This is a genomic window from Pseudomonas viridiflava (assembly GCF_001642795.1).
Taxonomy (GTDB): Bacteria; Pseudomonadota; Gammaproteobacteria; order Pseudomonadales; family Pseudomonadaceae; genus Aquipseudomonas; species Aquipseudomonas viridiflava.
The window spans coordinates 303,391-326,412 of the sequence record NZ_LKEH01000027.1 but is presented as its reverse complement, the minus strand read 5'-3'; the positions used below and the strand labels follow the sequence as shown (position 1 = coordinate 326,412).

The window sequence follows — 23,022 nt, the reverse complement described above, 5'->3', positions numbered from 1 at the left end:
CGGAGCGTCCTGAGCGGCATTCCCACGCGGAGCGTAGGAACGATCAGCGTGATCTCAAGCACCCCGATCATGCCCATGCTTGTGCTCAGCGTTATACCCGCGTCTTGCTGCGACCACGGACCGTGGGAGGCGGCTTGCCGGCGATGAACGATGACGCGATTTTCCTGACATACCGCGTCGTCTGCATCGCCGGCAAGCCGCCTCCCACAAAATCGATTTCATTCAGTGGTTTACAGGTTGTTTGATAAGAGGCGGCTTGCCGGCGATGCTTTTTCTGAAGCGATCTATCAGTGATTGAACGGACGCCATCGCCGGCAAGCCGCCTCCCACGGGGTATGCATGCCGCCCGTGACGCTCCGCGTCACAGATGGCACAGACTGCATCATGACCCCGATGCTCAGATCATCGGCAAGGTGCTTACGACCCGCAGTGCCAGACCTTCGTAAGCATCCAGCGTGATGGTGAACTCACCCTGCTCGGTCAGGTCGCCTTCCACACGCTCGTTGATGATGTCCACCACAGGCCCTGGTGCAATGTCGGGCAGGTGCAGCGTTTCGACGATGGTCTCGGCGCTGAAGTTGAGCGCGGTGATCTGAGTGCCCTTGCCTGCTGGCAGTTCATGCACCATGACCAGCAGACCCGGATGCTGCACATCAGGAATCAGAATCTGGCGGCTGGCAGCGATGTCGTAGGCACGGCGCACCGCCAGAATCTTCTTGAGCTGCGAAGCGAACGAGTCAGGACGCTTGAGCTGGCTGACCAGACTGCCGTACAGCGACTGCGCACGCGGCATGCCGCCTTCCGACAGCTCCGCTTCCGGATCCAGATCGGCCAGATCGTACGCGCCACGGTGGATCCAGCGGGTGTCACCGTCCTGCATCAAGTGCTGGACCTGCTCGGCCGGCAAGGTCAGCGCACCGACCAGATCCCAGCCGGACAGCGCGAACACGCCAGGCTGCATCGCGTTATACATCACCAGCAGCAAGTGAATGTGCTGAATCTGCTGGATATCCGCGTCAGTGATCGTGCTCAGGTCACGAATGCCCAGTGCGGCGGTAATGATGCTCGCCGTGGTGCAGGACACGCCGTTGGTGACGAACTTCAGATTATAGGGCGCATGCTCGCCGGTCAGCCGCTCGTACATCTCTTCGCGGATGTGCTCGCGCAGGATGTTGCCGGGAAAGGTCTGGCCCTGATAGTGATAGGTGTCGTGGGCATGCAGCGTCCAGAAGTGCACCAGTTCCAGTGTCAGTTCATCGTGGTTCTGCAGCGCGTGGATCAATGACGCCGGATCGATGCCGAACGCATGAACCTGGCGCAGCATCAGCCGCAGGAACTCGGTCGTGCCGGTCAACAACGCGTGCTGATAAGCCGGACGGGTGATGAAGTCATAGGACAGGTCAGCACCGCCATTGCCCATGGAGGCAATGTCGTCCAGCGTAAGGTTCAGCTCCTGAAAGCTGAAACCACCGGCCTTGCGGATCGCGCCGGCCAGCAACTGGTTGCCGGTGATCGACAACGGGTGCCCTTCCGACCACGCCGCGCCTTCAGCGCGACGCTCGACACCCAGGAATCCGTTGGCATCCAGCCGCAGTACGCGTGCGCCAGAGACGTCGATGGCATGCAGTGCATCACCAATGATCATCTGCTGCGCGGCGAAGCTGGGGTCCAGCCAGTTCAGGGAAGGCTGACCTTCCTTGAAGTAGTGCAGATACACCCAGCGCCGTGCCTTGCCATCGACGCCTTGCACCACATCAGTGGCGCTCCAGTCGGTTTCCTTGACGCCGGGCTCGAAGAAAATCACCCGTTGCAGCTGACCCACGATGTAATGCTTGTCGCGCAGTTGGTCGACCACCTCGGGCGTCAGATTGACCGCATCGCGGCCCGCCGGGACATCAGGCAAGAGCTGCCAGTCTTCTTCGCGGATCTCGACCATGTGATAAAGGCCGGGATAGTCCTCATACGCAAGCTCGGCCAGCCTGAAGTCGGCGCCCTTGCCGGTGTGCGACGGAATGACGTCATCGATGATCACAGCGTTATGCGCCGCAGCAATGCGCGTCAGGCTGAGCAGTTGAGCATCAGTGCCCAGTTCAGGATCGATAGTGAAGCTGATGCGGTCGAAATTGCCGTCAATGCTGGGCGTGCGGGTACGCCCCTGCAAACCGCCGGACAGCTTGAGCGGGCCGTTGTGAATGCCCTGGATGCCGATTTCCGACAAGGCGTGCCACAGCGTTTCATCACCCAGCGCCTCAAGCACCGAGCAGCCCTCACGGGTGACGATCGATGCGGGATACGCGGTGAACCAGACCGAAGAAATGGCGGATGCGTCCCTTGGACGGGCCTGTGCGAACGGCCGTTGCCAGAGTCTTCCCTGGCCCGAGTAGGTCTTGGCGCGCTGTCTGGCAGCGTTCAGCATCGATTGCTCGACCAGCCAGTCCACATACTGCTTGTCCGGTATCGTCATAGCGTCCAGTCTTCCTCTCGAATCGGCGGCGTTGGACGCTTGCGAACAAGCGTCCCGAATGTATTACCTATGGGTATGAGCCCTGTGGGGACAATTCGTTGCATCAGGCTGTAGCTTTCACAAGACAATGCCTGCACCCCGTGACACACGCCGTCAGTTGCCGAAGAACTGTATTTCCCACACCCGGGGTCTGCTCAATACCGCTGAACCGCCAGCACCCGCGGCTTCTTTAAAGCCTGGATCACCGCATGAGCAGCGTTCGACAACAAAGAAGTCGGACGGGCCACCACACTGATGTGGCGCATGATCGTTCCCGGCAACGGTACCTGCTCCACTTCCCGCAAGTGTCCGTTGAGCAAGGCGCTGGGCAAAATGGAGATGCAGTGCTGCCGGGCGATCAGGTCCAGCAGGGTTTCCAGACAACTGAGTTCACCACGATGGCTGAGCCTGACCTGCGCGGACGCCAGTTGCTGATGCAATCGGTCCACACCAGGATGCCGCCAGGCAACATAGCGTGAAGTCTGCGACAGTTCGGTGAAGGTACGGGTCTGCGAGGGCTTGCCCTTGGCGGTCACCAAAACGTAGTGGTCGGACCAGTGATGATGCTCGACGTAGTGTTCCCCCAGGACGGTACTGGGGAGAATCAGAATATCGGCCGTTTCCTTTAGCAATGGCTCCAGTGATGGATTCTGATCGCTGCCATGCAGCACATTGAGGTGGATGTCAGGGTAATGCCGGGCGAGAAAATCCAGCGAATTGCCAAGGCTGGTCTCTTGAATGTGCGTGTAATAGTGGATCGTTACACTGCCGCTCACCCCATTTTTTTTAGTTGTTCAAGCGTTGCCATGATGCTGCTCAGGGTCTGCGAGATCACCCTGCCATCGGGCGTCAGTGTGCAACCAGAGCGACTGCGGATGAACAGGCGTTTCTCGAAGAAATCTTCGACTTCCTTGATGGCGTAGCTGATGTTCGACTGGCTGCACCCCAGAATGGCCGCAGCTTCGGAGAACGAACCGTGCTGGGCAACGGTTTGAACGATTTTGAAGAAATGGGTTTTCATCTGTCCTGCACTCTGGATAAAGCGATGGTAGGCGCGACCTGGCGCTGACGGATAAGTCGGAAATACACCAACCCCCGATGACATGCCCCTTTGTGCGCTTATCGGCAGCACAAAGGGGTCGGTCAGTCGGGGGTGCATGCAACCGCTGGATTTTCTGGAAAGGATCCTGCTCGGATGCGTCAGCGCGCACGACTTGGCAGCAGGATCCCAGACAAGGCAGAAAGTCTGTCATTCACCCGGAATATCGGGTCCGATGGGTCCGCAAAGCGGTACAGATCGCGATGGGCAATGGACGCGATTCAGTCGTTCTCGGTCCAGTCGAAGTCCAGTTGCAGTGCAGTGCGCTCAGCCAATTCGCGGCTGTGCAGACGTTCAACCAGATGCAGACTCATGTCAATGCCGGCGGAAATGCCCGCCGACGTCACGAACGAACCTTCGTCCACCCAGCGCAAGGTGCTGAGAACATCCACCGACGGGAACATTTCCTTGAGATCGGCAATGTCTTCCCAATGGGTGGTGACCTGCTTGCCCGCCAGCTTGCCGGTCTTGGCAAGCATGAATGCGCCGGTGCAGACCGCCGCAACGACGCGCCCCGGTTCCGACTGATCGCTGATCCAGCGAATGACGTCCGGTTTTTCCAGCTCGGCGTTGACGACGCCACCCGGAACGATCAGGCAGTCCATGGCCGGGTGATCATTGATCGAGAAGTCCGGATCGACCTTCAGACCGGCCCGCGCACGCACAGAGGCAGTGCTGCGGCCGATGGTGAAGACATTGAACAGCGGCTTGTCATCACGACTGTTGCGCGCATGCATTCGAGTGGCGGTGGTGAACACTTCGTAGGGGCCCGCGAAGTCGAGAACTTCGACGTCGTCGTACACGTAGATACCGATATTGAGGGACACGAAATGGCTCCTGGGTCCGGTTGCCGGACCACATGCAGGGTTAAGGATTCACCTGAGTGACAGGCTTCAGATTACCCAGTAGCATCGGCACGAACCACTGTCCGAAATGCCAATATCCGGTAACATCGCGCCATGAAAAATCATCTCGTTGTCGCCTTGATCTATAACCAGCTCTGCACCTTCGAATTTGGCTGCACGGTCGAGGTATTCGCCCTCAAACGACCCGAGCTGGGCGTCACCTGGTATGAATTTGCGACGTTCCCGGTCGATGACGGGCCGATCACGGCCGCCGGAGGCATTACTATCGTGCCAACGCCTGGCGATGTGCTGTTGGAAAACGCCGATACCATCATCGTGCCCGGCTGGCGCGGTGTTGAGTCAAAGGTGCCACAGCGCCTCATCGAACAGCTTCAGGCCGCCCACGCCCGTGGTGCGCGTATCTGCTCGATCTGCACCGGGGCGTTCGTGCTGGCGGCTGCAGGGTTGCTCGACGGTCACAAGGTCACCACTCACTGGCGTTACACCGACCTGCTGGCCACCATGTATCCGGGGCTGACCATTCAGCCCAACGAGCTGTATGTCGATCAGGGCAGCATCGTTACGGCGGCAGGATCCGCGGCCGGACTGGACATGATGCTGCATCTGGTGCGCAACGATCATGGCTCGCGTGTGGCCAATATGGTGGCGCAACGCATGGTGATCCCGCCCCATCGCGAAGGCGGACAGTCGCAATACGCCTCGCGGCAGCTGGTGTCGGCCAGCGACGGGCCGATTTCCAATCTGATGGACTGGATCCGCAGCGACCTGAACCGGCCGCACACCATCAAGGAAATGGCCTCACGCGCCGCAGTCAGTACCCGCACCTTGCACCGCAGCTTCATGGAAAGTACGGGGCTTACACCCTATGACTGGTTGCTGGGCGAGCGCGTGGCGTATGCAAAGGAGCTGCTGGAATCATCGAAGTTGCGGCTGAACGAGGTGGTGGACCGAACCGGCTTCGGCTCCGAAGAGTCGTTCCGGCGGCACTTCCGTAATCTGGTGGGTGTCAGCCCGAGCAGCTACCGCAAACAGTTTGCGCGGGTTTGATCAGGGTCGAGGCGGACTTGTGTATAACGCTGAGTGCTCCGCGGGGACAGGATCAGCTTCCATTCATGAATAAACCGCCTCAACCAACGCATCCGCAAACCTGCCCCAGGCGCCCGCCACGGCGGTATTGGTCAGCACAACCAGACTGATCTCCGACACCGGATCGACCCAGTAATGACTGCCATACACGCCGCACCATGACCAGGTGCCAGCGCCCTGTCGCTGCCCGGCGGCCAGCGGGTCGGCGAGGATCACCGGCCCCAGGCCGAACGTCCAGCCTGCGCCCCTGCCCTTGAGTGTCACTTTGCCAATGGCGTTACTCAGCAACGCCGCCGTACTTACGGAATTCAACAAAGGCGCGCCGTCCAGACGCAGGCATTCCAGCAGCTTCAGGTAATCATCGGCGGTCCCCAGCATGCCCGCTCCACCTGATTCATAGGCCTGCGCATCGTAGACCCGGCCCGACGACACCCTGGCCGTTCCACTTTCAAGAACCAGCACGTCGCCATCACCGATACGCTCGGGAGCGCCAGCACCGTCTTTATAAGCACGCGCCAGCCGACCGTGATCCTGCCTGAACGAGGTCGACGCCATGCCCAGGGGCCGGGCGACCTGCTCGTCGATAACCTGCGATAACCCACGACCAGTGCCTTGCTCGATTACCGCACCCAGCACGTCGGTCGCCAGCGAATACCCCCAGGCAGTGCCGGGTTCGAACAGCAACGGCAGCTTCGCCAGACGACTCAGGTTTTCCTGCAGATCAAACGCCACACGGTCCAGCCCGTCCGACACGCCCGCCAACTCATAAGTGTTACCTGGCAGCTGTTCGAAGCCATAGCCAAGCCCGGAGCTGTGCGACAGCAGATGCCGCAGGGTGATGACCGGCTCCCGACCATCGCTCAGACGGGGCCGAAACGCTGGCAACCAGTCCGTCACCGGCGCATCCAGACCTAAGACGCCTTGCTCGCAAAGCCGCAGCGCAGTCACCGACGTCAGCAGTTTGGTCAACGACGCCAGGCGAAAACGTGTATCGCGAGTCACAGTCACCCGCCGTTCCCGATCCGCCCAGCCCCGAGCGCTGACGTAGCGCAGCACGCCGCCCTGCGCCACCAGCAATACACCGCCTACGATCTGCCCGGAATCGACCCAGCCTTGCCAGACCTCGGCCAGACGCTGAACCGCCGGCTCATCCACCTGCACCATGAATCACTGCCCCCTCACCGCTCGTGTGAATATCGCGGCGTAGGCCTCAGCCGAATGGCGGATCGGATTGGTGTGCGAGCAACCGTCCGCAAATGCCATCTGACCCACCAACTCGGCGTCCTGATCATGGATGCCGATGTCAGCCAGCGTGTGGGGAATGCCGATCTGCTCGCGCAAGCTCAGCACCCAGTCCATCACGCCGCTGAAACCGGGTTTGGGCAGACGCAGGTAAACCGCCAGATCGTCCATTTGCGGCAACAGGGCGGACCGATTGGCCTCCAGTACATACGGCAGCAGGATGGCGTTGAGCAAGCCGTGATGCTGGTCGTACAGCGCGCCCAGGCTCTGCGCAATGGCGTGCACACCACCCAATCCTCGCTGAAACGCCGCCGCGCCCAGGCTGGACGCCACCAGCATCTGCTGGCGCGCCTCCAGATCCTGCCCGTTCGCGACGACGCGAGGCAGATACGCTTTGATCATCTGCATTCCCTTCACAGACACCGCTTCAGCCATCGGGTGCCAGACCGGTGAGCACCAGGATTCCATGCAATGCGTCAGCGCGTCGGCACCGGTTGCAGCGGTCAGGTGCGTGGGCAGATCCAGCGTCAGGTTGGCGTCCAGAATGGCGATGCGCGGCATCATGCGGATGTGCAGGATGGTGCGTTTGACCTGCGCCTGTTCGTCCGTAATCACCGACGCCCTGCCCACTTCGGAGCCTGTGCCCGCAGTGGTTGGCAGCGCGATGACCGGGGCGATGCCCAGCGGGTTGGCGCGCAAATGATTCTGGCCGATGTCCTCGAAGTCCCACAGCGGCCGGGTTTGCCCTGACATCAGCGCCACGGCCTTGGCAGCATCCAGCGCCGAGCCGCCGCCGAAGGCAATCACGCCGTCGTGGTCGCCCGCTTTATAGGCTTCCAGCCCGTCCGCGACATTGGTGCCGGTCGGATTGCCCTTTACCCGGTCAAACAGCCCGCAATGGCCCAACTGTTGTCGGCAGTCCTCTACAGCGCTACGGATCATGTCCGTACTGCCCAGAAACCGATCAGTGATCAGCAGTGGACGTTTGATGCCTGTCACACGGCAAGCGTCAGCCAGCTCTGCGGCGCGTCCGGCGCCTGCGCGAATGGAGGTCGGGTAATGCCAGTCATTGTTGTACATGGTGTCGTTCCTTGAAATCAGTTGATCAGACCGGCCGGCAAAAGGCCGATCAGCAGGCGAATACCGAACGCGATCATGAAAAGTCCGGTCACGATGTCGATGGCCTTTTTCATGCGCTGATAACGGGCCTGCACCGCCGGAATCGAAAACAGCGTGGCCAGCAGCACGAACCAGGAGATCGCCAGAACGGCAATGATCGACACCCCGGCCGTGCGCACCCACATCGGCATGCCCGGCGTGGTCACTGTGGTGAATACGCTGGTGTAGAACGCCAGCGCCTTGGGGTTGGTCAGGTTGGTGAACAGGCCGAAACGGTAGGCACGGCTGAGACTGCCGATGCCCAGCGCGCCAATGTCGCGAGGTTTGGGCTGGCTGCCCGCGCTGCGCAGGCTCTTGGTGCCCAGCCAGGTCAGGTACGCCCCGCCCAGCAGTTGCAGGGCCGGTTGCAGCCAGGGCAGTTGTTGAAATATCAGGCCCAGCCCCGTGGCTGCGAGCAATGCCCAGAGGATGCTGCCCGAAGCAACACCCAGTCCGGCGCAGATACCTTGTTGCCGGGACTGGCTGAACGACAACTGGGTGATGACCAGAAAGTTCGGGCCGGGACTGATGATCAGGACAATGAAAGCACCGGCGAGCGCCGTCAGCAGAGTGATCTCGTACATGTAACCTATTCCTTTTAGAGGGTTGAAAAAGCGGTGATTGAAAGGGAGTCGCAGCGATTGACCGAGAGCGCAGCCAGGCAGGTCTCGGCAACCTGTCGCGCCTCGATCAGCGCACGGCAGGTCGGTTCTGGCGTGGGCACGTAGTGGTTGTAGAAGGTGCAGCCTTCGACGATCGGCCCCAGTGCCCAGAGGCGTGGGTGAACGCTGCCGTCGGCACGCAGGACGTGCCCGGACGGGTCCGTCGCCACTCCGTCAGCCGGATACGCATGAGCGGGACGAACAAGGCCCTGACGCAGCAGGTCGTTCAATAGCGGATCGCGACGGGAAGAAAGACCGTGGTGCGCCACACGCGCCCGGATCAGCGTGTCGAACGGCACAGGCGAACCGGACGCATCCTCCATGGGCGGCAGGACGGTCACGACACCGGCCTGGATCAGCGCCAGCAGGTCTTCGTAACGCTCTTTCTGCGGGCCGCCGACCAGTCGATTCGACAGCCCGGCCCACGTGCCATAAAACGCCAGTGTCGATGCGTCACTCAGGCCGCCGCGATCCGCCACACGCCGCAGCAGGTCGCGATAATCACGCCACACCTCCAGCGCCTGACGAACCGGGCTGCTCGCGGTGCCCAGGCGACTCAACGCCAGCTCACGCACGATCCAGCGTTCGAACCACTGCGCATACGATTCTTCATCGCCGCACCAGCGCTCGGTGACCAGCCACTGTTCGGGCTCGAACTCGCCCCACTGCTCGGCCAGCGCCTTGAACAACCTGTGGCGTGAAACCCGATCAGTCGCGTTACCGAGCTTCTGCTGCAGCAACTGCAACTCCCGGGGAGCGTCGAGTCGGACTCTGGCCTGCCAGAACACCGCGCACATTTCGTCCTTGATCAACGGCAGCACGTCACGCTCGAAATCGAGCCGTCCGGTCGCGCTCTGCTGGCGCAGTTCGACAATGGCTTCAGCGGTAAAGAACGTTCTCGGCAGCGCAGCATGGACAGAAGGATGCCATTGGGGCCGGGCGTGAAACGGCAGCCCTGAGCGCGAATACAGCGCGATCCTCGGCTCCAGCCCGGACGGCAGGTAGCGCCAGCCCGCATGGCCTGGATCAGGCACATAACGCCCGCCGCGCCCCTCAGTGAGCTGCGCCAGTGTGTCCATCGCAGTCAGGCCCAGCCCTTCGATCAATACCGACTCGCCGATGGCAGATCGCTCGTCTGCCGCTGACGAGTGGCCACAGGTCAGCAGCACTGCGTCGACATCCAGTTCGCGAACCGTCGTTTGCAGGCGAAAACCTGCATCGACAGCCAGCTCACGACAACCAGTGACCACCTCGGCGTGGTGGCGCACTTCGACATGCGCGGGGCATTGCTTCAGCAGAAATCGATAGCTGTCCTGCAAATAACGCCCCAGCAGTTTGCGCGGCACGAAGTCGCCGAACGCAACCGGCCTGCTTTTCCCGTCCGTACTGACATGGCCTCGTTCATCGAGCGTGACTACCTTGGCGTGGCACCACTGTAAAAAGGTCCAGCCCGCAGGTTCTGAGACTGGAAAGGCCGACGAAAACGCCGAGAGCTGACCCGCCATGGTGTTGAGCATCAGGTAATCGGGCTGTTCGGCAAGGTGCAGGCCGCTGCCGGGCGTCCGAGGATCGAATACCTCGATGCGCAGCCGTTGCGCATCCGTTTTGCGACTCAAACCGATCAACTGTTCCAGAACGCTGAGGCCACGCGAGCCCATGCCGATGATCGCGATCGAACACGGCTCAGGTTCGAACTGCCGGACAGGCAGTTCGAACCGATCAAGAGAAAGTGTCTGCATGTCGATCACCAGCGGTTCGATTCGAAAAAGAACTGCGGCACCGGCAAGGCGCTGCCTTCGGCCACGGCCTGTCCGTAGATCCGCTGCCCTACGGCCAGGTCGAGTACGCCCAGGCCGAACGGCGAGAAGATTGAGGCCCGATCCGGGCTCAGTTCCACTTGCCCTGTCATCAGTTGCGCCAGCGTGCCGGTGATGAACGAGCGGTCCTGATACTGCTGCACCGCCAGGTCAGGCGAGGTCCGAGCCTTCAGGCAATGCTCGACGTCATCCAGAATGTTGTTGGCGCAGGCAATCACCTCGGGGCCAAGATCACGCAGCGAGATGTTCAATACCAACTGGCCCGGCCGGAACACTGGCTCCAACACATAAGGACTCGGCGCCGTGGTGGCGAACACCACCACATCGGCCTGCAGGCTGTTGTCCAGATCTGCCAGCTCACTGACCAGCCGATGCCGGTTCGCGGCGTGATCGACCAGCGCCCGTGCCGAATCGGGGTGCTGATCGAACACACTCACCTTGCCCAGCGTCCAGCCATCGCTGACGAACATGTCCAGAATGCTGCGCGCAATGAATCCGGCACCAATGAACGCCATGCGCGGGACGTGTTTGTGATGACGATTCATCCAGCGCGCACCCAGCACTGCAGAGGCGGCAGTGCGCATGGCGCTGATTCGCGACGCTTCCAGACAGGCAAAGGCATAGCCGGTCTGCGGATCGTTGAGGATCAACACCGCCGAGGCGCGTTGCAGACCCGAGTCCGTATTGCCCGGGAAACTGGAAATCCACTTGATGCCACTGACCGGCTGTTCCCCGCACAGGCTGGCGGGCAGCGCGATGATGCGGTTGGCCGGTGCCTCGGGGAAACGCAGAAAGTAGCTGTCTGGATTGATCGTCCGGCCTGCTTCATGGGCCAGATAAGCGTCTTCGACGTCATTGATGCAGGCCTGAGGATCCGCCGCCAGCAGCCGCGCGACCACTTCACCGTCGATCACATGGAACGGCGCCTGACGCGAGCACTCGGTTGCCAGATAGGTGGTCCAGTTCGGCATGATCGGCATGTCCGCCAGGGTCATGTTCAGCACGTCGCTGCCGAAATGCCGTTCGACCCAAAGGTCGTCATACAGCGTGTCCAGATAGCGCTCACCCCAGTCCGGCGACAGAGCCACCACCACCGAACCGGGTTCGATGCGGTCGCGCCAGGCGTGAACAGCCGCCGCAACCGTGGCGGTCGAGCCGCCGACCAGCAGACCTTTGGTGCGCGCCAGAATCCGGCACATGGCAACGGTGCGCGACTCAGGCACCATCTCCAGCGCATGAACACCGTCGGCATTGAAAATCGGTGGACGCTGACTGGTGCCCAGACCCGGAATATAGCGACGGCTGGCGGGAGTGTTGAAAGTCACCGAGCCGACGCTGTCCACGGCAATGATTTTGGTGGTCGGATGATGGCGCTGAAAATGCTGAAGGCAGCCCATCAGGGTGCCGGTGGTGCCTGCGCCGACGAACAGGTAATCGACATGCCCGAAATGCTGGCTGATCGAGCGCGCCGTGGTGCGTGCATGGGCGCGCGGGTTGGCCGCGTTTTCGTACTGGTTGAGCCATACGTAACGCGAGTCACTGCCGATTTTTTCGCGAATCAGCGCGATGCGCGTGCCGAGGAAACCTCCATTTTCGTCCGGCGTCTCGACCCGGATGACCTCGGCGCCGTAAGTGCGCATCATGCGAATGTTGTGGTTGGAACTGTTGGGATCGACCACGCAGGTGAAACGAATCCCGCGTTCAGCGCAGAGCATGGCCAGCGCCACACCCAGGTTGCCCGACGACGATTCGATCAGAATCGTGTCTGGGCCGATCAGGCCGCGTGATTGCAGGTCATCCACCAGGCCTACGGCGGTCTTGAGCTTGATCGAACCCGCCGGGTTGAGGGATTCCATTTTCAGGAAGAAGTCATGCCCAAGCCCCGAGACCTTGAGAAAGGTCCGGTCGTGAATAATGTCGCAAATGGTGTCGTACATGGGGGTCACTTCCACTGTGCCAGTAACGGTGCATCGGCCGCGCACTCGACGGCCTGTTCAAGGGCATTGGCGATGCGTTCGGCGCGCAGGGCCATGAGGGAAAACGACTGGCTGTCGCTGATACCGTGGCTGCGTTCGGAAAGGCCGTTGACCCAGATGTTCACGTCGCAGTCTTCGTCCATCGCGACGCGGTAATCCCGGTCGATCAGCAGACCGCCGTCCAGGTCCGCCTTGAGCCAGGGTTGCAGCCCGCTCAGCAACGGCGGAATCAGGTATTGCTCGTAGCCGGTGCCCAGCACCACAGCGTCGACTTCCAGCACCTGGGTGCGCTGACTGAAGGTGTCGGTGACCTCGACGCGATAACCGTTTTCGGCCTGCTCGATGGACGAGACGACGCTGTAGCCGTAGGTGTGCAGACGTTTGCGTCCGGCAATGGCGTCCTCGTAGATCAGTGAAAACAGCTTCTGGCTTTCGTCCGGGTCGATGCCCGCATAGTTGGTCGAACGGCTCCAGTCGAGAAAGCGATGCCGCGCTGCGTGGTTGAGGCTGTGAAAGTAGTCGACGTGATCCGGCGCAAAAACGCGGTTGGGGAACTGTCCCAATTGGGTCAGTTTGAAACCGGCAGAACGGTGCACCGAGTGCACCTCGATGCCCATGTCACGCCCCACCAGTTCCAGCACCGATTCGCTGGCGCTCTGCCCCGAACCCAGCACCAGCCAGCGCTTGGGCAGGTTTTCATTGAAAGCTTGCAGACGGGTCAGGAACTGCGAGGTATGGAACAGCGTCGGCCCGATCAGCGACTGGAACATCACTGGAATGCGCGGCGCACTGCCGCTCGACAACACGACGTTGCGGGTGGTGAAACAGGCATCCTGCGTGCGGACTTTCAGCTCGCAAAGCCGGCCGTCACGGAGTACCGGAGCGATTTCGGTGACCTGCGAATTGAAGTGAGTATCGCTATCGACCTGCTGCGACACCCAGGCCACGTAATCCGACCATTCATGTCGGCTGGCAGGCCGGCCCAGCAGGCCGAAGTCGAACATCCGGCCTTTGCTCTTGAGGTACATGGCGAACGAGAAGCGGCTGCGCGGATTGCGCGGCGTGACCAGGTCGCGAAATACGTGGTGATTGATGTCAGTCCCGGCGAGCAGCAATTCCCGATGCCACTGGGTGTCCGCTGCGGCTTCCAGAAATCGCACCGAAAGCGCCGCCAGCGGGCTGTTATCTTCCCGCGCATCTTCAAAGGCGCAGGCCAGAGCGATACCCGCCGGGCCAAAACCGATGCACACGGCGTCCGATTGATAAGGGTGTGGTGTTGAATGACCCATGAGATTCCCATCCTTAGAGTTGGCATAAAGCCTTGAAAAAGCGGTCGTGAAGATCAGAGAGGTTCTGCAATCAGCCCCTCGGGACCGACTCTCCAGACGCTGTTGAATGCACTTCGGTACTCGCCCTGATCGAAGCTGACCGCGCCCAGGGGCGTGTTGAAGGTGGTGTGGTTGAGCACATCCAGCAGCTGTTCCCTGCGCCACGCGCTGTTGGCCAGGATGGCCAGCACGTAGAGCATCAGCAGGCTTTCCCGGTAATAGGTCTGCGGCAGGACGCCGAACAGCGACCGGTGCAGTGCGTGCGATGTGTCGTTCTGCTGCGGGCCGGGCGGCACGCCGAAACCGACGACCCACGTGCTGCTGTCATGGGCAGGCGCGCAGCCCAGATGCGGCGAGGCTGCGTCGTCGGTCAGGACCAGCGGCCGCGTACTTCCAGCCTGGCGTCGTGCCTGCCAGTGCTCGCGGCTGGCGCGCAGACGCCCGGCGAACACTTCCACATCGGCGTGCTCGCGCTCGCTCACGATTTGCAGGCCAGCGGTTTCAAGCGCATCGCTAATCGCCACGACCAATGCCTGGCCATGGGCGCTGTCATCCGCTTGAAGGTGCACCGAGCGCCAACGGCGTGCCGACAGCCAGGCCGTCAGGTCCGACGCCAACTGTCGGTCGGACGGACAAAACCGAAATACATTGGGGTGCTCGACCGTGAGTCGATCAATCGTCGCCGCAGGTGTCAGCAGTGCCATACCCGCCCGTTGATACAGCGGAGCTGCGCCGATGGCGGCATCGGACGAAAAATGACCAATGACCAGATCCGCCCGCCAGTCGATCATCTGTTGCGCCACCTCGGCACCCCGACGGGCGTTGGCACCGTCGTCGAGAAAGTGCCACTGCACGCGGCCCAGTCCCGGAATAACGTTGCGCGCCACGGCGAGCGCCCTGAGAAAAGTGCGCGCATGGGGCGTGTCATCCGGGTCGAACAGTGCACTGACGCCGACCCGCAAGGTTTCAGGCGCCTGCAACATGACGCTCATGGCTGCACTCCCTGCCGACCCGCGCTGCGCTGCAACGAATCCGGCGCAAGTGCGGACCAGCCATGACACGACGCACGTTGTCCGGAAACGCGCTCACGCAATTGCTCGAACGCGATCTGCGCAATGCCCGGCGCGAACTTGAAGCCCAGCCCGGACATGCCGGCCGCTACATAGATCGGGCTCTGTTCGTCACAAAAGCCCAGCACCGGGCGACCGTCCGCGCTGTAGCTGTCGAAGCCCGGCAGAACGTCCAGCACACGAACCTGCGCCGCCCAGGCATCGGACAACTGCGCAACGCGCTTGCGAGCGTCCTCGACATGGCGTGCGTCCGGCAGTGCCAAATGCTCCGGCCACACACCGCTGTCGCGCAGGCCGCAACCGGTCTGCACGATGTTGCGGGTGAGCGGGATGCCGTAGCTCTGGGTAACGGCATCGATCACCGGCATGGACCACTCGCTGTCGGTCATGACCCGCGCCAGCGGAATCGAGCGTGATTCCAGCGCCAGGTGCGGCACCAGACGCTGACTCCAGGCTCCGGCCGCCACCACCACAGCGCGACAGCGCAAGGTCGCATCACCCAGTTCGATGTGCACCAGGTCGCTGGACTGGCAGTCGATGGCCTTGATCTCGCGATGTTCCAGCAGCAAGCCGTGCTGGCGCACCACGCCACACAGCGCGGCCACCGCCTGACGCACATTGCCCACACAGGCCTGCGGCTCGAACAGATTGACCCGCTCTTCGTCCACGCAACGCGGATAAAGGCTGCCATCCAGCTCGCGACTGCTCAGCAGGCGCATGGGGTATTGCTCGCTGCCGTAGCGCTCGATGGCGCGGCACAGGTTGTCGAGTTGATCGGGTGCGGCCCGGTAGATCACACCGGTGCGCCTGAGCGCCTGATGGTAGGTGGTGGCAAACACGCCCTCTTCCATCCGGCCGATGGAATAAGCCGCCAGGTCCATCAACAGCGGATCGTTGTCATACAGACGCACCAGCCCGCCGGAGTAACCGCTGGCCCCCAGGCTGCCTGCTGCGCCCTTGTCGATCAGCGCGACCGACCTTCCTGCGCTGCACAGCTTCGCCGCGATACTGGCACCGGTTATCCCTGCGCCAATGACCGCTATTTCATGTTCGATGAACATCGTGAAGAGTCCGTTCAGATGGAGTATTCGGCAGCCGAGCCCGACATGACCGTGGCGTTGACCCGCGCTTCGGGCAGATTAAAGGCGGCGACAATCCGCGCCGACATCTCGGGAATCAGCGCCTTGCCGATGATCGCAATGAACGCTGCGAGATGGCTGGCCGGTCGACCTTCCGCCAGCCGCGTGCGGGTGATGGCGATCACATCCAGCAGCACCTGCGCCATGCCTTTCATGGAGAAGTGATTCGGCTCGCAGGCCTTGCTCCACTGCACACGCAGCGCTTCCAGCAAACCGGCATCGGTGCCGCACACGCCACTCCACCAACTGGTGTCGTTCTGCGCACCGGTTGCAAGCAAGGCCGGGAAAAATGCTCCGAACACGTCCGCACGCCATTGCAGGAAATGCTGCAGACGGAAGTCGCCCTCGCTCTCCTCCGGCGCAATGCTCGCCAGGTACAGACGAGCACTGTCGGCGCAGGCTTCGCGCGCCAGGTCCCCGACCCAGATGGCGTGGTTACGGCTGGTCGACAGATTGAGCCCGTCCAGCTTGAGAAACTGATTGGGCACGAAACGTTGCTGAACCCGAATGTCATCCATCACCGACAGCTGCGCCGGGTAGACGACCGCGTGGCTGAATACGCAATCGAAGCCAAGAAAGTGCACCAGCGTGCCCTGCCCCGACTGCCAGTACTGACGGAACAGCTCCGGACGACCGATGCGGTCGGCGTATTCGCGAAAGGCAGCCATGTAGCCGGGCAGCCCCATGAACCAGGTGTGCACGCGGCACGAGCCGTCGGCCTGCAGATCGAGCCCGCCATCGTGCGGACGCGTGACGCCCCAGTCGTGGATGTGCTCCAGCGTGTCGCGCAGCCAGGCATTCAGCGGACTTCGCCACTGGCGATCCAGCAGCCGGTCACGGAGCGCGGGCTTGCAGGCTGCCAGTTTCAGGAACGCGCGGTGTGCGGTTTTCCATTGCGAAGACTGTTTGCACAACTTGCAGTGCAGTCCCGTCATCAATTGCGCGTCAGGCGCCTGCGCGCAGTTCTCGCACTGGCTGGCGTCAGACTCGACACCGCAATAGTTGCAATTGCCCCGTGCAAACGCCTCGTAACCCCAGACGTCGCAGTCAGGGCAGTAAGGTTCGCTCGAATCGCGAAACTCGATCAGCCCTGCGTCGCGGACCTTGCCGAACACCTCGGCAACCGCCTCGGCGAACCAGTGGTTATCGTAAGGGCGCATCCAGTTGTCCGGCTGGATGTTGATCGCAGCCAGCGAGGCTTCGATGCGGTCGGAGTTGCGATTGGCAAGTTCTACCGGATCGATTCCGGTCTCCAGCCCCTTGCGCAACATGTAGGACTGATAGTCGTCCGAATAGGACAGCAGCACACAGTCGTGGCCGCGCTGACGTTGCACCCGAGTGAAGACATCGGCTGCCAGAAACGGACCTGCTATATGGCCGATGTGCAGATCGCCATTGGGCGTAGGTGGCGTGATGGTGACAATGAACTTAGTCATCGAGGCACCCCGTGGTTTCGCAGTGCTGCTCGACAAACGCATTCACGTAGTTCATGTCCCACCACACCACGTAGAAATGAAAGTCCTCATCGGAATCATTGATGACGTAATGGTTGGTATGTTTCGGAATGGCCGCTATGTCGCCCACATCGAACGGCATGACCTTGTCGCCCACCACCAGCCGGGCACTGCCCTTGATGGCAATGAAGATCTCCTGGTCGATCTGGGTATGCGCCTCGCTGCAGGTGCCCGGACGCACCACACACCAGCCGCCTGCAAACGGCATCGGGTAGCCTTCCCAGGGCAACAGACGACTGCCGTCGAGCCCATACTCATGTACCAGGGCGTCGAAGTCGGTTTTACGGTGTATATCGAACTTTTCCATGCTCAGACCCGTGTGTTGTGAGTGGGGCAAAGCATGAAATTCGCTGCAACAATTGGCTATCCGATCCCTTGATAAGTCGCAGCGGTCGAATCGAATTTCCGGATGGCTGGGCGCGCAAGCAGCCGCAGGCACGCACTGAAAGCCACGCTAGGAATTCGCTTTGGGAAACTGAGAAACTTGGAGGAGAACGATGCAGCAAAAGCTTTCTCGCAGCCTTAGTGCATCTTAAAGTTAGTGGACATGTCAGCGCTTTAAAGCAGCTCAACAGACTTAGACATTGCCCAAGTTTCAGCACGTTATGGACGGTGATAGTCACTATCGACAATGCTGATAATCGATTTCTGGCGGCCAGTGTTACTGTTGCCGTCGATGAATGAACATGTTTCCCGGCGGCGCGAATCCGCATCGCGATACCGATGAATACCTGCTCTTCTTCATCACTCCTTTGGTTAGATCTTTAAGCCACCCCACACCCCAGTGAGGTGGCTTTTTTTTGCCTGTGGTTCGAGGCTACAGATCGAAGCGGTCCACCACGTTGCGTCGCTCGTTCTCACTGCGCATGTCATAGCTGGCAGTGGTTGCAATGTGCGTGTGATGCGCCAGTTTCTGGGCGATCGACAAATCGTATTCTTCGATGACCCGCGTGATGAACGAGCGTCGGAAGTCGTGGGGCATGATGTTGACGCCCACCTGTTGACCGCGCTGTTTGGCGATGAAATAGATCGCGTGCTTGGTAATGCGCTCGCGGGTGATGTTGCTCCCCCGGCGAATACGATTGAACAGAAACAGATCATCGTCCTGTCCCGGTGGCAGGCAGGAACGACGCAGTTCCAGCCAGTCATTCAAGGCACCAAATGCCCACTCTGGCGCGTATTTGATCAATTGTTTGTTGCCCTTGCCCATCACCCGCAGGCTGCGCTCGGAAAAGTCCACCTGAGCCAGGTCCAGATTCACCGATTCCGACTTGCGCATCCCAGAACCATAGAGAATCGCGATGATCGCCGCGTCCCGCCGACCTTGCGGCCTGGGATCGGCGGCGCAGACGTCCATCAACTCACGGATCAGCGTGCGTCTGATGTTCCGCCCTTTGGCCAGACGCGTACCGTTGACCGGTTTGATCGAGCGGATTTTCAACAACTGATCGTGACTGATCAGGTCATGACGCCACGCCTCGTTCATCACACCGCGAATGGCGTTGACGTACAGCGATGTGGTGTTCGGCGCGTAGTCGTCTTCACGCAGCGCCGAAACCAGCGCGGTGACATGACCGGGTTGCAAGGTGTGCCAAGGGATGTCGAAGATATCGACGTCGGCCATTCCCAATCGGTCGGCGGCGTCCTGCAGAACGTACTTCATGGTCAGCCGGCTGGAAGGAGCGAGACGCGCCAGATAAAGCTGCAGCGGATTGCTGACATCCGGCAGCGAAGGCGATTGCCGGGGGCTTGCAGCCTGGTCGGAGGATGGATCGTGCGACATGTCGGGCAAGGCCTTTGTGGTGCAAGCGCAGGCGAAACGGCCCTGCACTTTTCAATCAATTCGAAGCACTGACTTTAGCACGCTGTAAACGATCAGGGATCTCAAGCGCACTGATCCTGCCCACGCTGCGTGGACATGCCACCCGTGACGCTCTGCGCCACATCACGGCCGGACGCAGAGCGTCCTGAGAGGCGTTACCACGCTGGAGCGTGGGAACGATCAGGGTTCTCAAGCCACTGATCGTGCCCATGCTCCGCATGGGTATGCATCCCGTGACGCTCTGCGTCACAAATGGCACAGGCTGCGGCTCTCAGCGAGCCGACCGCATGGCTCAAGTCACCTTTTCGCCCTTAGAGAACTTACTTGAGGGCCAAAGTGAGCAACACCCTCTGCCACAAGCCAGCGCTATCAATCCATTCCCCTATCGACCCGTATCCACCACCACGCGGCCGCGCACCTGACCGGCAATCAGTTGCGGCGCGATATCGATCACCTCACTCAGGCCAATTTCGCGGCTGATCAGTGGCAGCAACGAAGTGTCCAGATCGGTGGCCAGTCTGGACCAGGCTTCAAGACGATCGGCCTGAGGCCGGGTGACGCTGTCGATCCCGGCCAGCGTGACGCCGCGCAGGATGAACGGCGCGACCGAGCCGGGGAAATCCATGCCCTGCGCCAGACCGCAGGCAGCAACGATGCCACGATATTTGATCCCGGCGCAGACATTGACCAGCGTATGGCTGCCCACCGAATCCACCGCAGCGGCCCACTGCTCTTTCACCAAAGGACGACCTGGCTCGGAGAGCGTCGCCCTGTCGATGATTCGCGCAGCGCCCAGCTGTTTCAGGTAGTCACTCTCCGCAACGCGTCCTGTGGAGGCAACAACCTGATAACCGAGCTTCGCCAGAATGGCGATGGTGAAGCTGCCCACGCCACCATTGGCCCCGGTGACAAGCACCTCGCCGTGTTCGGGCTTCACGCCATGCTTTTCCAGCGCGATCACACTCAGCATCGCCGTGTAACCTGCCGTGCCGATGGCCATCGCCTGGCTGGGCGTGAACGCATCCGGCAGCGGAATCAGCCACTCGCTCTTCAGCCGGGCCATTTGCGCGAGACCGCCCCAGTGCCCTTCACCCACGCCCCATCCATTGAGCAGCACTTTATCGCCAGCCTTGAACGCCGAGGCCTGACTCTCCTCGACGATACCCGCCAGATCGATCCCCGGCACCATGGGAAAGCTGCGAACAATGGGGCTCTTGCCGGTCAGAGCAAGGGCATCCTTGTAGTTGAGCGTGCTGTGGGAAACGCGCACGGTGACGTCGCCTTCGGGCAGGTCTGCCTCGTTCACCGCAGTCAGTTTCACGCGGTAACCCGACTCGTCCTTATCAATCACAATGGCGTTGAATGTGCTTACAGGCATGAGCGCCTCCAATTTAGACCGATCGTCTTTAAATAGATCAGAAAGCTCATTGCGGCAATCCGCGAAGAAAACCGGCAATGAATGTGTTCAACGGGGTATCGCTTTTGACCAGCCGGGCACGCAGCACGGCGCCCTCCCAGCCAATCCAGAAAAACGCAGCCAGTTCGTCGCAGTCTGCATCCCTGGCCAGTTCGCCATGCTTCTGCGCAGCTCGCAGGCAAACGGCAAGCCTGGACTGCCAATCGAGCAGTGTCTGCTCCAGCACCTCGCGGAAGGCTTCGGGCAACAGGCAGATTTCCTGCCCCAGATTGCCGACCATGCAGCCACGACGATAATCGTGACGAGCCATACCGGCCTTGGCGCTCTGCACGAAACCGACCAGCCGTTCCAGGGGCGACAGGCTTTCGTCCAGAAACCAGCGGTCCAGCCGTTGCGCGAAATATCGGCAGTATTCGTCCAGAACCGCACGACCGAACGCTTCCTTGCTGGGGAAGTAGTGATAGAACGATCCCTTGGGAACGCCTATTTCTTTCAGGATGTAGTCAATGCCGGTAGCCGAGAAGCCCTGCTCCGTCAGCACTTCAAGGCCACGGCGCAGCAGCGTCTCACGGGTTTCAAGGTTGTCCCGGTCCACTTTGGGTGGACGCCCGGGACGGCGCGGCTGGACAGCCTGATTGAGTAATGTGGTCATGGAGGAGATATTAGACCGATCGTCTTTTATGTCAATCGAACATTGGGCAGGTGCTCGCTCACATCGGGTGAGCCGACCCGAAAACCGGAGGACAGCACACTGGGCATTTTGAACCGCGCTTGAAACATCGCTTTCAGAAAGGTGGAACATCGCTATATATTTAAATATATAGCGAAACGCCTCCAGTCCGGTGGCGTGCCTTCAATCTTCCGGAGTGGCTGCATGTTAGCGTCCCCGCTTAAAAAACTTTTGAAATTCACCGCGTTTGTCGCTGCCATCTCAAGTGCTACTTCCGCCCTGGCTGACGAAGTCCAGGTCGCTGTAGCCGCCAACTTCACCGCACCGATCCAGGCTATCGCCAAGGATTTCGAGCGCGACACCGGCCACAAGCTCGTCGCTGCGTTTGGTGCCACAGGCCAGATCTACACTCAGATCAAGAATGGCGCGCCATTCGAAGTATTCCTGTCCGCCGATGACACCACGCCTGCGAAGCTCGAACAGGAAGGCGACACCGTCAAGGGTTCGCGCTTTACCTACGCGGTCGGGACACTGGCGCTGTGGTCGCCGAAAGACGGCTATGTCGACGATCAAGGCGACGTGCTCAAGGGCAATCAATATGAGCACCTGTCCATCGCCAACCCCAAGACTGCTCCTTACGGGCTGGCCGCTACCCAGGTACTGAGCAAGCTGGGCCTGAGCGATACCACCAAAGCGAAAATCGTTGAAGGCCAGAGCATCACTCAGGCGTACCAGTTCGTTTCTACGGGTAACGCGGAACTGGGCTTCGTGGCCCTGTCGCAGATCTACAAGGACGGCAAACTGACCAGCGGCTCGGCATGGATTGTCCCGGCAGCCCTGCATGACCCGATCAAGCAGGACGCGGTGATCCTCAACAAGGGCAAGGACAGCGCCGCTGCCAAGGCGTTGGTCGACTACCTGAAAGGTCCGCAAGCGACTGCCATCATCAAGTCGTACGGATATCAGCTGTAAATGCCACTGGGAAGCGCCGACATCGCGGCGATCTGGCTGACGCTGAAGCTCGCCTCGCTGACCACCGTGATCCTGCTGGTGATCGGCACGCCCATCGCGCTGTGGTTGTCGCGCACCGACTCGTGGCTCAAGGGTCCGGTCGGTGCCGTCGTCGCCCTGCCCCTCGTTCTGCCGCCGACCGTCATTGGCTTCTATCTGTTGCTGTTGCTCGGCCCCAACGGTGCGGTCGGTCAGTTGACCCAGAGCCTGGGGCTGGGAACGCTGACGTTCAGTTTTACCGGGCTGGTCATCGGCTCGGTGCTCTACTCGATGCCCTTCGTGGTGCAACCACTGCAGAATGCTTTTTCAGCCATAGGCACGCGCCCACTGGAAGTCGCCGCAACGTTGCGGGCCGGCCCTTGGGACACGTTCTTCCACGTCATTCTGCCGCTGGCAAAACCCGGCTTTATTACCGGGGCGATTTTGGGGTTCGCGCACACAGTGGGTGAATTCGGGGTGGTATTGATGATCGGTGGTAACATCCCCGAGAAGACCCGCGTGGTGTCGGTGCAGATCTTCGACCACGTCGAATCCATGGAGTACCTTCAGGCACACTGGTTGGCCGGGTCGATGCTGGTGTTCTCATTTCTGGTTCTGCTGGCGCTTTATTCCAGCGGCAAATCCAAAACGGGATGGAGTTGA

General features: G+C 60.9%; 20 protein-coding genes. 3 read left to right on the top strand and 17 right to left on the bottom strand.

Annotated features, from left to right (window positions below; translation table 11 throughout):
* Positions 1-397: 397 nt before the first annotated feature.
* The 4 genes from treS to AO065_RS16765 all read right to left on the bottom strand — a co-directional run bounded on the left by treS (position 398) and on the right by AO065_RS16765 (position 4,429).
* Positions 398-2,464, bottom strand: coding sequence for a maltose alpha-D-glucosyltransferase (treS, locus tag AO065_RS16780; RefSeq protein WP_004881919.1), 2,067 nt, complete (start codon positions 2,462-2,464; stop codon positions 398-400).
* A gap of 194 nt (positions 2,465-2,658) precedes the next feature.
* On the bottom strand, positions 2,659-3,279 hold the full coding sequence (locus tag AO065_RS16775; RefSeq protein WP_004881918.1) for a LysR family transcriptional regulator substrate-binding protein: 621 nt from the start codon (positions 3,277-3,279) through the stop codon (positions 2,659-2,661).
* Positions 3,276-3,524: a helix-turn-helix domain-containing protein gene (locus AO065_RS16770; protein ID WP_004881917.1), complete on the bottom strand. Its 249-nt coding sequence runs from the start codon at positions 3,522-3,524 to the stop codon at positions 3,276-3,278. Before AO065_RS16770 ends, AO065_RS16775 begins: the two co-directional genes overlap by 4 nt.
* A gap of 299 nt (positions 3,525-3,823) precedes the next feature.
* Positions 3,824-4,429 carry a DJ-1/PfpI family protein gene (locus AO065_RS16765; RefSeq protein ID WP_004881916.1) on the bottom strand — a complete coding sequence of 202 codons (606 nt, stop codon included), beginning with the start codon at positions 4,427-4,429 and terminating at the stop codon, positions 3,824-3,826.
* Between the two features lie 132 nt (positions 4,430-4,561).
* Between AO065_RS16765 and ftrA the strand changes: the two genes are divergently transcribed.
* Positions 4,562-5,515: a transcriptional regulator FtrA gene (gene ftrA, locus AO065_RS16760; RefSeq protein ID WP_004881915.1), complete on the top strand. Its 954-nt coding sequence runs from the start codon at positions 4,562-4,564 to the stop codon at positions 5,513-5,515.
* Positions 5,516-5,578: 63 nt separating this feature from the next.
* Here the strand turns inward: ftrA and AO065_RS16755 are convergent, their stop codons facing one another.
* The 13 genes from AO065_RS16755 to acuR all read right to left on the bottom strand — a co-directional run bounded on the left by AO065_RS16755 (position 5,579) and on the right by acuR (position 21,351).
* Complete coding sequence (locus tag AO065_RS16755; protein ID WP_004881914.1) at positions 5,579-6,718, bottom strand: serine hydrolase domain-containing protein; 1,140 nt, start codon at positions 6,716-6,718, stop codon at positions 5,579-5,581.
* Positions 6,719-6,721: 3 nt separating this feature from the next.
* A complete protein-coding gene (locus AO065_RS16750; RefSeq protein WP_004881913.1) occupies positions 6,722-7,876 on the bottom strand; it encodes an iron-containing alcohol dehydrogenase in 1,155 nt (384 codons plus the stop codon).
* A 17-nt stretch (positions 7,877-7,893) separates the two neighbouring features.
* Positions 7,894-8,538: a LysE family transporter gene (locus AO065_RS16745; RefSeq protein WP_004881912.1), complete on the bottom strand. Its 645-nt coding sequence runs from the start codon at positions 8,536-8,538 to the stop codon at positions 7,894-7,896.
* A 14-nt stretch (positions 8,539-8,552) separates the two neighbouring features.
* Positions 8,553-10,274 (bottom strand): FAD/NAD(P)-binding protein, encoded by a 1,722-nt coding sequence (locus AO065_RS16740; RefSeq protein WP_050562162.1) that lies wholly within the window; start codon positions 10,272-10,274, stop codon positions 8,553-8,555.
* Positions 10,275-10,360: 86 nt separating this feature from the next.
* Entirely contained in the window at positions 10,361-12,370 is a 2,010-nt protein-coding gene (gene sbnB / locus AO065_RS26720; protein WP_081008016.1) for a 2,3-diaminopropionate biosynthesis protein SbnB, read from the bottom strand.
* Between the two features lie 5 nt (positions 12,371-12,375).
* Positions 12,376-13,698: a lysine N(6)-hydroxylase/L-ornithine N(5)-oxygenase family protein gene (locus AO065_RS16725; RefSeq protein WP_004881909.1), complete on the bottom strand. Its 1,323-nt coding sequence runs from the start codon at positions 13,696-13,698 to the stop codon at positions 12,376-12,378.
* Between the two features lie 53 nt (positions 13,699-13,751).
* Positions 13,752-14,729 carry an ABC transporter substrate-binding protein gene (locus AO065_RS16720; protein WP_004881908.1) on the bottom strand — a complete coding sequence of 326 codons (978 nt, stop codon included), beginning with the start codon at positions 14,727-14,729 and terminating at the stop codon, positions 13,752-13,754.
* Positions 14,726-15,868: an NAD(P)/FAD-dependent oxidoreductase gene (locus AO065_RS16715; protein ID WP_004881907.1), complete on the bottom strand. Its 1,143-nt coding sequence runs from the start codon at positions 15,866-15,868 to the stop codon at positions 14,726-14,728. The genes AO065_RS16720 and AO065_RS16715 overlap by 4 nt, the downstream gene beginning before the upstream one ends.
* A 14-nt stretch (positions 15,869-15,882) precedes the next feature.
* Complete coding sequence (locus AO065_RS16710; protein ID WP_004881906.1) at positions 15,883-17,382, bottom strand: methionine--tRNA ligase; 1,500 nt, start codon at positions 17,380-17,382, stop codon at positions 15,883-15,885.
* Positions 17,375-17,767, bottom strand: coding sequence for a cupin domain-containing protein (locus AO065_RS16705; RefSeq protein WP_004881905.1), 393 nt, complete (start codon positions 17,765-17,767; stop codon positions 17,375-17,377). Before AO065_RS16705 ends, AO065_RS16710 begins: the two co-directional genes overlap by 8 nt.
* Before the next feature lie 510 nt (positions 17,768-18,277).
* The gene (locus AO065_RS16700; protein ID WP_004881904.1) at positions 18,278-19,243 is read right to left on the bottom strand and encodes a site-specific integrase; all 966 of its coding nucleotides are present in this window, start codon (positions 19,241-19,243) and stop codon (positions 18,278-18,280) included.
* A 421-nt stretch (positions 19,244-19,664) separates the two neighbouring features.
* On the bottom strand, positions 19,665-20,660 hold the full coding sequence (acuI, locus tag AO065_RS16695) for an acrylyl-CoA reductase (NADPH) (RefSeq protein WP_004881903.1): 996 nt from the start codon (positions 20,658-20,660) through the stop codon (positions 19,665-19,667).
* A 46-nt stretch (positions 20,661-20,706) separates the two neighbouring features.
* The gene (acuR, locus tag AO065_RS16690; RefSeq protein ID WP_004881902.1) at positions 20,707-21,351 is read right to left on the bottom strand and encodes an acrylate utilization transcriptional regulator AcuR; all 645 of its coding nucleotides are present in this window, start codon (positions 21,349-21,351) and stop codon (positions 20,707-20,709) included.
* Positions 21,352-21,573: 222 nt separating this feature from the next.
* Here acuR and modA point away from each other — a divergent pair, with 222 nt between their 5' ends.
* Both modA and modB read left to right on the top strand, forming a co-directional pair.
* Positions 21,574-22,341: a molybdate ABC transporter substrate-binding protein gene (gene modA, locus AO065_RS16685; protein ID WP_004881901.1), complete on the top strand. Its 768-nt coding sequence runs from the start codon at positions 21,574-21,576 to the stop codon at positions 22,339-22,341.
* A complete protein-coding gene (gene modB, locus AO065_RS16680) occupies positions 22,342-23,022 on the top strand; it encodes a molybdate ABC transporter permease subunit (protein WP_004881900.1) in 681 nt (226 codons plus the stop codon).

Excerpts from the sequence above, each read along its gene's own strand:
- acuI (WP_004881903.1), bottom strand. The coding sequence starts at position 20,660 with ATGCCTGTAAGCACATTCAACGCCATTGTGATTGATAAGGACGAGTCG.
- AO065_RS16750 (WP_004881913.1), bottom strand. The coding sequence starts at position 7,876 with ATGTACAACAATGACTGGCATTACCCGACCTCCATTCGCGCAGGCGCC.
- AO065_RS16720 (WP_004881908.1), bottom strand. The coding sequence starts at position 14,729 with ATGAGCGTCATGTTGCAGGCGCCTGAAACCTTGCGGGTCGGCGTCAGT.
- AO065_RS16755 (WP_004881914.1), bottom strand. The coding sequence starts at position 6,718 with ATGGTGCAGGTGGATGAGCCGGCGGTTCAGCGTCTGGCCGAGGTCTGG.
- AO065_RS16745 (WP_004881912.1), bottom strand. The coding sequence starts at position 8,538 with ATGTACGAGATCACTCTGCTGACGGCGCTCGCCGGTGCTTTCATTGTC.
- AO065_RS16700 (WP_004881904.1), bottom strand. The coding sequence starts at position 19,243 with ATGTCGCACGATCCATCCTCCGACCAGGCTGCAAGCCCCCGGCAATCG.
- treS (WP_004881919.1), bottom strand. The coding sequence starts at position 2,464 with ATGACGATACCGGACAAGCAGTATGTGGACTGGCTGGTCGAGCAATCG.
- acuR (WP_004881902.1), bottom strand. The coding sequence starts at position 21,351 with ATGACCACATTACTCAATCAGGCTGTCCAGCCGCGCCGTCCCGGGCGT.
- ftrA (WP_004881915.1), top strand. The coding sequence starts at position 4,562 with ATGAAAAATCATCTCGTTGTCGCCTTGATCTATAACCAGCTCTGCACC.
- AO065_RS16725 (WP_004881909.1), bottom strand. The coding sequence starts at position 13,698 with ATGGGTCATTCAACACCACACCCTTATCAATCGGACGCCGTGTGCATC.
- AO065_RS16770 (WP_004881917.1), bottom strand. The coding sequence starts at position 3,524 with ATGAAAACCCATTTCTTCAAAATCGTTCAAACCGTTGCCCAGCACGGT.
- sbnB (WP_081008016.1), bottom strand. The coding sequence starts at position 12,370 with ATGTACGACACCATTTGCGACATTATTCACGACCGGACCTTTCTCAAG.
- modB (WP_004881900.1), top strand. The coding sequence starts at position 22,342 with ATGCCACTGGGAAGCGCCGACATCGCGGCGATCTGGCTGACGCTGAAG.
- AO065_RS16740 (WP_050562162.1), bottom strand. The coding sequence starts at position 10,274 with ATGGGCTCGCGTGGCCTCAGCGTTCTGGAACAGTTGATCGGTTTGAGT.
- modA (WP_004881901.1), top strand. The coding sequence starts at position 21,574 with ATGTTAGCGTCCCCGCTTAAAAAACTTTTGAAATTCACCGCGTTTGTC.
- AO065_RS16715 (WP_004881907.1), bottom strand. The coding sequence starts at position 15,868 with ATGTTCATCGAACATGAAATAGCGGTCATTGGCGCAGGGATAACCGGT.
- AO065_RS16710 (WP_004881906.1), bottom strand. The coding sequence starts at position 17,382 with ATGACTAAGTTCATTGTCACCATCACGCCACCTACGCCCAATGGCGAT.
- AO065_RS16705 (WP_004881905.1), bottom strand. The coding sequence starts at position 17,767 with ATGGAAAAGTTCGATATACACCGTAAAACCGACTTCGACGCCCTGGTA.